Source organism: Spirulina sp. CCNP1310 (assembly GCF_034932185.1).
In the GTDB taxonomy this organism is placed as follows: Bacteria; Cyanobacteriota; Cyanobacteriia; order Cyanobacteriales; family Spirulinaceae; genus Spirulina.
Map to the genome: position 1 here is coordinate 93,122 of NZ_JAYGHW010000066.1, position 6,791 is coordinate 99,912.

A 6,791-nucleotide genomic window follows, 5' to 3' on the forward strand; every position below is an offset into this window, starting at 1 on the left:
CCCCTACCCATCAAAGAAAAACCCCCCTGAAACAGGGAGGTTTTTTACTTTTAACAGAATCCGATCATCACCAATTCCTAGAAGGAGAACGTGGTGCGGAGGGTTCCGATGATGGCATCGCTACCCGTGCCACCCAGTTGTTGGTTGGGATCTGTCAACCAGATCACACCGGGGGTGATGCTGATGTTGTCGCTGATTTGGTATTTGTAGAAGGCTTCTAAGTGCCAGGAAAAATCCTTGCGGAAGGCGGTGTTATTCGCGTTCACCCCTTCGAGACCCCGGAGCGTGGGCTGTGCGCCACCGAACAAACCGAGGACACTGCCTTCTTTACCCAAGTCGGGGAAGGCCAAACCAGCCCCAAACGTCCAAATATCTGCATCACCCCGGCTGATTAAGCGGGCTTGGGTGAGGGTGGCAAAGCCACTGAAGGAAATGGCATCACTGGGGCGAAGGGCAACGGATACACCGTAGGAGTTACTGGAAATGCCTCGGCTCTCGAAGGCTGTACCTGCCGCCCCAAAGGTTGCGGCTGCACCGATAGGATTATTGGCTAAGGCGGTTCCCACTAGCCCATTCAAAGGATCACCGGCAGCATTGGCAGCACCCGATCCGAAGATGGGGCTTTGGCCAGAGTGGTAAGCGTGGACGTAGGTGAGACCTAAACCAAAGCGATCGCTAATGTTGGCATTGATTTGACCCAACATCGCGTAGTCACTATTGACCAAGCCACGGCTGGGGGTGGAGGCTTGACCCGCCAAGTAACCCAAAGTGAGGGTGCTGGGGCCAAGGATGCTTTCAATCGGGGTGAACCCTAAGCTAATCGCCGCCCCCGTACCGCCACCAATGCGGTAGATCGGGTTACGGGATGCAAAGGTGGACAATGCGCCGTTACCGCCGTCATTGTCATCAAAGTAGGGGTTCAGCGTGGGGGCAAAGTCATCCCACGCACCGCCAGTGGCAGCCACATAGGCGCGGGAATTTTGGAAGGGGAAGTAGTAAGCCAACCAATCCACTTCAACATTGTTGCCGTTGTCGGGACTGTTGAAGGTTTGTCGTCCTTCAAAACCAGTAACTTCCCCAACGGTGGGAAGCACGCCCAAGTTACCGGCGGCCAAGCGAGTCACTAAGCGGTCTTCACCGGTAAAGCTGGTGTTCAGTTCGAGGCGCACCCGGTTGCCAAACACTGCATCAGTAACACTGTTAAACGCATCAGCGGCATCTTCGTTGCTGCTGAAGTCGCTGGTGAGGGCGAAGATTGCTTCCCCGTCCAGTTTGGTGGTGGTGGAGAATTGGTGATCTTCCAGGAAGGCGACGCGGCCTTCGAGGGCATCGACGCGGGTTCCGAGGGTAGCCAATTCGGCTTCAAATTCTTGGATGAGGCGTTGGAGCGCTTCGAGATCGGAGCGGGTCACGAAATCAGCGGTGGAAGCGGCGATCAAACGCTCGATTTGTTGTAAGCAGGCGTTTAAACCAGCGGCAAATTCGTAGCGGGTCAGGGAGCGGTTACCCCGGTAGGTGCCGTTGGGATAGCCTTTTAAGCAGTCATAGCGACGGACTAAATCGTCTAAGGCTTGGAATGCCCAATCGTTGGGGGAGACATCGGAGAACTGTGCTGCACCGGGAACCCCTTGGCCGAGGCTGCCATTGCTGTCTTCTGTGCCGTAGCGGTTGATTTGATCCAATACTTCAGCATTGGGAGCCGTTTGGGCGGCTGCACCCGTTGCGGTGGCAAGGGCGATCGCCAAGCCGAGCAATGCGGGGCTAACGCGGTTCAACTTAAAAAAGTTTTTAGCCATGGTTGTTTATCCTCACACCTTCAGTCAATGTTTACGGCAGTTCAATGGACACCGTAGTCTGTCAGACTACCATACCTTAGCAGAGTTAGCAGCAGTCACATCAGCAATTTTAACCAAAATTCGGATGATTTTGCGACATTCACGCTGAAATTTACTGAAATTGAATTGATTGCTCCATTTGTGAACCTCGGGGGGCATTATAGCAATTTTGCCTTTCGGTGGCAGGATTTCTCCTCCCTTAGGGCCGTGGGGTTTTCCCCCTCAGGGCTAGAGCTTTTGCCAGGCGCTACCCCCTTGAGTCAGCCTGAGATTCAGCAACGACAGGGTAAAGATCACGAGGAACAAGGCTAAACCGATGGTGCAGGCGTAACTAATCTCTAAATTCTGAAAGGCTTGCTCATAGAGATAGTAGACCACGGTTTTCGAGCTATTGAGGGGCCCCCCTTGGGTCATGATGTAAATTTCTTCAAAAACTTTGGTAGCCGAAATGGCAGAAATAACCGCCACCAATACCCAATAAGGGCGCATTAGGGGAATGGTAATATCCCAATGTTTTTGCCAGCCGGTTGAGCCATCAAGGGCTGCGGCTTCGTAAAGATCCAGGGGAATACTTTGCAATCCCGCCAGATAAATCACCATGTAATACCCTAATCCTTTCCAAATGGTAACAACCATTACACTCCATATCGACCAATGGGGGTCAGTGAGCCAGGGAATCCCTTGGGCAAAACCGAGAAATTGCAAACATTGATTAATCAGGCCATTGGAGGCATAGAGGGCATTCCAGGCGATGCCGGCCACGACCATGGAGATCACCACTGGGGCATAAAAAGCCATGCGAAACCAGTGAATTCCCCTGAGTTTTTGATTGACTAAAATCGCTAAACCGAGGGGGAAGATCACTAAAATGGGAACGACTCCCATTAGATAGATCAGTGTATTCCCTAGGGTTTTCCAAAAGACGGGATCTTGACTGAGGCGTTGGAAGTTTTGCCAGCCAATCCAACTGGGCGGTTGGGTGAGATCATAGCCATAGCGGGTGAAACTGAGGGAAAATGCTTGGATAGCCGGTAAAAATACGGTCAAGCTGAGGATGAAAAGGGCGGGAAAGAGGAAAAGATAAGGAGTCCAACGGGGGGAACGGAAAGGTGAAGGCAGGGGCATTGTCTTGTTCAGGAAGAGGATAGAATGGTTCTGCATTGAGACGCAGTTTGATGTTAGGATACCAACAGACTCGGGGCATCAGTGCTCAGATTAAGATTGCTAAGGGGTTACGAGGGCGAGCCGCGTTAGCGCACCGAATTACCGTTTTCAGGTCGGTTGCCCCATTGTTTAGACTGTCTCCGTGCATCTTCGCCATTGGTCTAGGGTAGAGAACTGTGCCATCTTCAGATTTTGCTGCCAATTTACCAGACCCTACTCCCCGGTTTCAGCCCGGCGGACTGTCTACGGGTGAGCTGTTTGCCTGTGGTGTGGGCGGATTAGATCATGCCCTCTGTTTACTCCGGGCGATGCCTGTGCCGATGGTGGTGGCGCGGATGGCTGATTGTCAGGTGGGCTATGCCAATGAACATTTTGAACAGATGTTTGGCATTGAGCCGGGCCAAGCACGGCGTATTGATGACTATTTTGATCCGGTGGCTTGGCAGGTGATTCAACAGGCTTTGTTGCAATACCGTTTTTTGCCTAACTATGAACTGCATCTGCGACGACAGGACGGCCAAAGGATTTGCGGGGTGGTGTCGTTGCAAATGTTTGAGCAGGGGGGAGAGGGCTGGGTGTTGGGGGTGTTTTATGACACCACTTATCCCCGTGCCATTGAGCAGGCGTTACAGGATCATCAGCGGCGCTTAACGAGGCTGAACCGTGAGCCTCGACAGCCTACCCATCGCGCCGAGGAAGAAAGCCAACTGCTCCAGGAACTGAGCCAGGTGATTAGTAACGCAGACCATTGGGAGGCGGCTCTGGCGGGGGTGGTGATGCGGGTCTGTGCGACGGTGGACTGTGTGATTGGTGAGGTGTGGTGTCCTGAACCGAGGGGGGAGGTTTTGGTGCTGAGTCCGGTGTGGCATAGTCGTTTGCCCGCTGCCCAAGGGGAGCGGTTCCGGGAGGCCAGTGTGGATTTTCGCTGTGGGCCGGGGGTGGGGTTGCCGGGGCGGGTCTGGGAGACCCAACAGTCCCAATGGTTCCCCGATGTCACCCTCGATCCGACGTTTTTACGATCGCACCTTGCTCAGGAATGTGGGATTAAATCGGGGTTTGGCACGCCGATCATGGCTCAGGGAAATGTGGTGGCGGTGTTGGTGTTTTTTTCCACCCGGGCGGAAGTTCGCGATCGCCGCCTTTTGAATGTGATGGGGGCGATCGCCACCCAATTGGGGGCCATGCGCCAACGACAACAGGCCACCGAAGCCGCAGGGGCGATCGCCACTGCCCTAGAAGAAAGTCAGCGGCAACTCACCAGCCTCATCGATGCCGTCCCCGGACTCTTTTTTCGCGCCTCCAGTGAAGACGGGTGGCCCATGACCTACATGAGCGCCGGCTGTCAAGCCCTCACCGGCTACACCGTGCGGGAATTAGTCGATGCCCCCGACCATGCCTTTAATCGCGTCATCCACCCCGAAGATTTAGGCCGCGTCCTGGCCACGATGCGCACCCACCTCGAACGCCGTCAACCCTACGTTTTGGAATATCGGATCATCACCAAAACGCGGCAGGAAAAATGGGTTTGGGAAAAGGGCCATGGCGTTTACGATGCCACCGGAACCTTGCTGGCCATTGAAGGGTTTATTTCCGACATCACCGAGCACCGCCAAACAGAATTGGCTTTGCACTCTCATCTCAGCGAACTGCAAGCCCTCTTTGCGGCGATGACCGATATTATCCTGGTCTTGGATCATCAGGGAACCTACTTAAAAATTGCCCCCACCAATGCCCAACTCCTCTATCGACCGGCAGAAGAACTCCTCGGCCATGGCATTGGGGACATCTTCCCCCCGGACATTGCCCAACTGTTTCTCAGCACGATCCACAAAGTCCTCGCCACTGACGAAACCCATCACAACCTCGAATACGCCCTCGAAATGCGCGGCCAAACCTACTGGTTTTCCGCCACCATTTCCCCCACCGTTGATCGCACCGTTGTTTGGGTAGCGCGGGATGTCACCGCCACGAAGCTGGCCCATCAAGCCCTCGCAGAAGCGGAGCAAAACTACCGCAGTATTTTTGAAAATGCCCTAGAGGGAATTTTCCAAACCTCCCCCGATGGCCATTATCTCAGCGCCAACCCTTCCCTGGCCCGGATTTACGGCTATAGTTCCCCCGCTGAACTGATCACCTCCCTCACCGATATTGGCCATCAACTCTATGTTGATCCACAGCAGCGGTTAGCCTTTCAACAGTTAATGGACGACCATGGCGTGGTGGTGGGGTTTGAATCGCAAGTGTATCGCCGCGATGGCCAGGTGATTTGGATTGCGGAAAATGCGCGGGCGGTGCGGGATGAAACGGGGCAAATTCTCCGCTATGAAGGCATGGTGATGGATATTACGGATCAAAAAGAGGTGGAGGCGGAACTCCATCGCCGCGCCTTTTATGATCCCCTCACCCAATTACCGAATCGGGCGCTGTTTCGGGTGCGTTTAAATGAGGCGATCGCCCGTAGCCAAGCCAGTGATGCCGCCCATCCCTATCATTTTGCGGTGTTATTTTTAGACCTGGATCGGTTCAAAATTGTCAACGATAGTTTGGGGCATTTGGTGGGGGATCAATTACTGATCGCCATTGCCCGCCGCATTGAACAATGTCTGCGTCACCATGATATGGTGGCTCGTTTAGGGGGGGATGAATTTACCATTCTTCTCGATGGCATTGAAGACATCCATGCGGCCACCGCCATTGCTGATCGCATTGAAACCGCCCTCCATGCCCCCTTTGAGTTGGAGGGTTATCAGGTGTTTACCGGAGCCAGTATTGGCATTGTCCTGAGTCGTAATGTCCATCCCCTCCAAGGGGTGGGCATCCATCAAACCGTTGAAGAGTTGTTGCGGGATGCGGATACGGCGCTGTATCAGGCCAAGGCGAGGGGCAAAGGCCGCTACGAACTGTTTACCCCCACCATGCATCAAAACGCTGTCAGCCAGATGCAACTCGAAACAGAACTCCGCCAAGCCTTAGCCAGCCAAGCCTTTTGTCTCTATTATGAACCGATTTTAGACCTGGCCACCCGGCGGATTGTCGGCCTAGAAGCCCTCCCCTATTGGCAACATCCCCAACGGGGTTTAATCCCGGCGTTGGCATTTTTAACCACCGTTGATGAAACGGGCCAGGGGTTGGCGATCGCCCAATGGATGATCCAAGCTGCCTGCCAACAGTGCCAACAATGGGAACTCACCCAGCCCTTATTTATCCATCTCCATTGCTCCCCTCGCCAACTGCTCCATCCTGAATTTCTTGATCAAATTGATCGCGTCTGCACAGAAACCGCCGTCCCCCCTAGCCAACTGCGGTTAGAAGTGACGGAAGGCCTGTGGAGTATTGCCCCAGAGGTGTGGAATGAACGTTTATTGGCGTTGAGCGATCGCGGTTTACATCTCTGCATTCACGACTTCAGCACCAGCCACGCCACCCTCAGCCGCTTAGATCAATGCCCCATTCAAACCCTGAAACTGGCCCCCGCTCTCATTGCCGAAATTGAAGACAACCCTAAAACAGCGGAAACCGTGCGAATTTTAATCCTCCTCGCCCATCAGTTGGGGATGGCGGCGATCGCCGCCACCGTCACCACCGCCCCCCAAGTGGCCACCCTCCAGGATCTCGGCTGTGAATTCGCCCAAGGCCCCTATTTTGGGGAACCCCTCACCGCCGCCGCGATGATTGAACGGATTCGTCAGGGAGAGTTGCGGTTGGGTTGAGGGGGGAGGGGGGAGTGGGGAGTGGGGAGTGGGGAGTGGGGAGTGGGGGGTGGGAAGTGGGGAGTGGGGAGGGGGGAGTGGG

General features: G+C 54.5%; 3 protein-coding genes. 1 reads left to right on the top strand and 2 read right to left on the bottom strand.

Translation table 11 applies throughout. The features are described 5' to 3' along the window. Positions 1 to 77: 77 nt before the first annotated feature. Both VB712_RS11880 and VB712_RS11885 read right to left on the bottom strand, forming a co-directional pair. On the bottom strand, positions 78 to 1,796 hold the full coding sequence (locus VB712_RS11880) for an iron uptake porin (protein ID WP_323254920.1): 1,719 nt from the start codon (positions 1,794 to 1,796) through the stop codon (positions 78 to 80). A gap of 267 nt (positions 1,797 to 2,063) precedes the next feature. Beyond that, a complete protein-coding gene (locus VB712_RS11885) occupies positions 2,064 to 2,960 on the bottom strand; it encodes a sugar ABC transporter permease (RefSeq protein WP_323254922.1) in 897 nt (298 codons plus the stop codon). Between the two features lie 215 nt (positions 2,961 to 3,175). Here VB712_RS11885 and VB712_RS11890 point away from each other — a divergent pair, with 215 nt between their 5' ends. Next, positions 3,176 to 6,709 (top strand): EAL domain-containing protein, encoded by a 3,534-nt coding sequence (locus tag VB712_RS11890; RefSeq protein WP_323254924.1) that lies wholly within the window; start codon positions 3,176 to 3,178, stop codon positions 6,707 to 6,709. The last annotated feature ends 82 nt before the right edge of the window (positions 6,710 to 6,791 follow it).

Bases quoted from the DNA above. Each gene is read 5' to 3' on its own strand.
- VB712_RS11880 (WP_323254920.1), bottom strand. From the start codon at position 1,796: ATGGCTAAAAACTTTTTTAAGTTGAACCGCGTTAGCCCCGCATTGCTC.
- VB712_RS11885 (WP_323254922.1), bottom strand. From the start codon at position 2,960: ATGCCCCTGCCTTCACCTTTCCGTTCCCCCCGTTGGACTCCTTATCTT.